This window comes from Arthrobacter sp. 2YAF22_2 (assembly GCF_052114645.1).
Taxonomy (GTDB): Bacteria; Actinomycetota; Actinomycetes; order Actinomycetales; family Micrococcaceae; genus Arthrobacter.
In genome coordinates this window covers 1-3,857 of record NZ_JBFRFD010000357.1, presented here as the reverse complement: position 1 = coordinate 3,857, position 3,857 = coordinate 1, and the positions used below count along the sequence as shown (strand labels likewise).

The window sequence follows — 3,857 nt, the reverse complement described above, 5'->3', positions numbered from 1 at the left end:
AGGTGGTGCAGCGGGCAGGTTCCCGGCAGCGTTCGCAGGCCAGCGATGGCGCGTAGCCTGCACGCGCCACCTGGACGAGGACGGGACCGCGTTCCAGGCCCTCTTTTGCGGCCCGCCACGCGGCGCCGGGCAGCCGGGCGACCCGGGCCAGCGGGTCGCGTTCCTGCTCGAAACTGTCGGCGGTGTTGAGCACGCGCGGCACGGTCCGGCGGAGCACGGCGCGCCCCGCTTCGACCGGGCTGGCCCAGCCGGACTCCACCAGCCGCTGCACCTCGGTACTGCGCGCGTGTCCGGCGAACAGGCAGGCGGCCCCTTCGTGCGCGGCCCGGAGCAGCAGCACTTCGCGTGCGTGGGCATACGGGGACCGTTGCTCGATGTGCAGGTCGTCGCCGTCGTCCCAGCAGACCACGAGGCCCAGGTTGTGCACCGGGGCGTAAGCGGCGGAGCGGGTGCCCACTGCGACGCCGGCCGCCCCGCTGAGCACCCGCAGGAAGCTGCGGTACCGCGGGGTCGGGCCGTCGTCGGCGGTGAGCCGGGCGACATCCCCGGCGGGAAGGAGCTCCAGGAGGGCCGCTTCGGCCCGGTCCAGGTCGCGGTAGTCAGGCACCACGACGACGGCGCCGCGCCCGGAGCGGCGCACGGCGGCGACCGCCTCGGCAACCAGCCGGGGCCAGCCACGGTCACCGAACCCCTGCAGGGCGCTCAGTACTGCGCGCGGCGACTCCCCCGCCGCCAGGTGCTGCAGGAACGCGGGGCCGTTGTGGTAGTCCACCCAGCAGGACGGCGGAGCCGCGGGCTGGGTGTCCGGGTCCTCGTTGGCGGCGTCGAAGAGCGCGGGGTCCAAGAGGCCGCCGGGCGCGAAGTCCTTTTCCAGCCTGGCCATCCGCGGCGGGACCGCGACGCGCAGCACGTCGCTGACGGTCCCGGCGTAGCGGGCGGCAACCCTTCCGGCCAGTTCGGCCACCGCGGGGGTGAGCACCGCGACCGGGGACACAACCTTGTACAGCGGCACCAGGGGGTGGCCCGCGTCGGAGTCCGCCGTGCGTTCGAGCAGGTAGCCGCCGAGTTCCTGGCCGCTGAATTTTACCCTGACCCGGACGCCGGGCCGGGCGGCCGAATCGAGCTCCGCCGGCACGCTGTAGTCGAACGGCCGGTCCAGGTGCGGGAGGGCCGATTCCAGCAACACCCGGGCGACCGGAAGTTCCGCGGCCAGCGCCGGCCCAGCGGCAGCCGCGGAGGCCGGGAAGCCGTGCAGCAGCGAGAGCTGGAGTGGTTCCTCGGGCGCTGCCGGGCGGCCATGTGGTGGATTCATGGCGTCTGCCTCCCTTCAGCGGCTGGTCACGGAAACGTTGGCGATCGACTCAACGGGCAAGTTAAGACTGTAGCCAGGCCGCCGGTTGGCGGCCTGGCTACAGCACATCACAGGGCTGGGACATTTAAGAGCTGTGGTCGTTCAGAGCGGTGCTCGTTCAGATCCTGCACACTAAACGTCGCTGCCGAGGCCTATGCGTTGAAGAACGCCTTCAGCTCGTCGACCCGGTCAAGACGCTCCCAGGTGAAGTCCGGATCCTCGCGGCCGAAGTGGCCGTGGGCGGCCGTCTTGGCGTAGATCGGACGTTTGAGGTCCAGCGCGTCGATGATGGCGCGGGGGCGCAGGTCGAAGATCTCGGCGATCGCGGCGCTGATCCTGGCGGGGTCGACGGTTTCGGTGCCGAAGGTCTCCACGTAGGTGCCCACCGGGCGGGCCTGGCCGATCGCGTACGCAATCTGGATTTCGGCGCGCTTCGCGAGGCCGGCGGCCACCACGTTCTTGGCAACCCAGCGCATCGCGTACGCGGCCGAGCGGTCCACCTTCGACGGGTCCTTGCCGGAGAAGGCACCGCCGCCGTGCCGGGCCATGCCGCCGTAGGTGTCGACTATGATCTTGCGGCCGGTCAGTCCGGCGTCGCCCACCGGGCCGCCGATGACGAAGGCGCCGGCCGGGTTGAGGATGTTCCGGGACCGGGAGGTGTCCAGGTTGGACAGCGCCATGACCGGGTCGACCACGTGCTCGGCGAGGTCCGCCCGGAGCTGGTCGAGGCTGGCGCCTTCGGCATGCTGGCTGGAGATCACGATGGTCTCGACCGAGACCGGCCGGTCGCCGTCGTAACCCACGGTGACCTGCGTCTTGCCGTCGGGCCGGAGGTAGTCCAGCAGCCCGGATTTGCGGACCTCGGTCAGACGCTCGGACAGGCGGTGTGCGAGCCAGATCGGGACCGGCATGTAGGACGGGGTTTCATCGCTGGCATAGCCGAACATCAGGCCCTGGTCGCCCGCACCCTGGAGGTCGTAGTCGTCTTCCTGGCGGCCTTCGCGGGCTTCGAGGGAGTTGAAGACGCCGCCGGCAATGTCGTTGGACTGCTGGCCGATGGAGACGGAGACGCCGCAGCGGGCGCCGTCGAAGCCGTTCGCCGAGGAGTCGTAGCCGATTCCCAGGATGGTCTCGCGGACAATTTGCGGGATCTCGACGTAGGCGTCAGTGGTGACCTCGCCGGCCACGTGCACCAAGCCGGTGGTAGCAAGGGTTTCCACGGCAACGCGGGACTCCGGGTCCTTGGCCAACAGGGCGTCGAGGATCGAGTCGCTGATCTGGTCGCAGATCTTGTCGGGGTGTCCTTCCGTCACCGACTCGGACGTGAAGAGCCGGAGCGCGGCGGGCGTGGACCCGTGAAAGTCTGGAATGTGCAGCGGTAAAGTCACTCAACTACCTTACTGGTTGGAAAACGGACGTCCGGCGGCGTGTGTCCCCCTGCGAAGGAGACTTTGATTACGGCAACGCTCAGGCGGGCGGGACAAGCCTGCTCAACTCGGCGCTGATCCGGTCAATCACGGCGGCGGCGACGTCGGACTTGGAACCCGACGCCTGTTGGGGTTCGGAGCCGGAGCGCGCAAGGATGACTACGTCGTTGCTGTCCTGGCCGAAGACCCGGTCCTTCCCCACCTGGTTGACCACCAGCAGGTCGCAGGCCTTGCGGCGCAGCTTGGCCGCGGCGTATTCGAGGACGTCCCCGTCGGCGTCGCCGGTCTCGGCCGCGAACCCGACGATCAACTGGTTCCGGGAGGCCGCGTCCCGGACCTCGACGAGTTCACGCAGGATGTCCGGGTTGCGGACCAGCGAAATCACGGGGTCGGCGGCGTCGTCGCGTTTCTTGATCTTGGTGCCGGAGACGTCTGCCGGGCGGAAGTCCGCCACGGCGGCGGCCATGATGACGACGTCGGAATCCGCGGCGGCGTGCAGGGCGGCCTTGCGCAGTTCCAGCGCGGTCTCGACCTGCACCAGTTCGACGCCCTCAGGCGCCGGGACCTCCATGTGGGCTGCCAGCAGCCGGACCCGGGCGCCTGCCGCCCGGGCGGCAACAGCCAGCGCCACACCCTGCTTGCCGGAGGACCGGTTGCCCAGGAACCGGACCGGGTCCAGAGGTTCGCGGGTGCCGCCGGCGCTGACCGTCACGGTGAGCCCCGCCAGCGGCCCGGTCCCGGCGGCTGCCGGTGAACCGGACGCCGACGCCGGCAGGTCCGGCGCGTTGGGGACTTCGGCCGCACCGGCCAGGGCCAGCGCAGCGTCGAAAATCGCCGCCGGCTCGGGCAGCCGGCCAGGCCCGGAATCTGCCCCGGTGAGCCGGCCGGTGGCGGGCTCCAGCACGGTGATCCCCCTGCTGCGGAGGGTCTCGACGTTGGCCTGAGTTGCCGGGTGGCGCCACATTTCGGTGTGCATGGCCGGGGCCATCAGCACCGGGCCGCCCGCCATCAGCAGCGTGTTGGTCAGCAGGTCGTTGGCCTGTCCGGAGGCGGCGCGCGCCAGCAGGTCTGCCGTGGCC

The 3,857-nt window shown here is 70.7% G+C and carries 2 protein-coding genes and 1 pseudogene; all 3 read right to left on the bottom strand.

Annotated features, from left to right (window positions below):
• Positions 1-1,312 (bottom strand): annotated as a pseudogene (locus AB4Y86_RS13895) (primosomal protein N'); the annotation flags it as partial.
• A 191-nt stretch (positions 1,313-1,503) separates the two neighbouring features.
• On the bottom strand, positions 1,504-2,739 hold the full coding sequence (gene metK, locus AB4Y86_RS13890; protein ID WP_441402798.1) for a methionine adenosyltransferase: 1,236 nt from the start codon (positions 2,737-2,739) through the stop codon (positions 1,504-1,506).
• A 79-nt stretch (positions 2,740-2,818) separates the two neighbouring features.
• Positions 2,819-3,857: bifunctional phosphopantothenoylcysteine decarboxylase/phosphopantothenate synthase (locus AB4Y86_RS13885; protein ID WP_441402797.1), on the bottom strand; the 1,039-nt coding region annotated here is incomplete at its 5' end.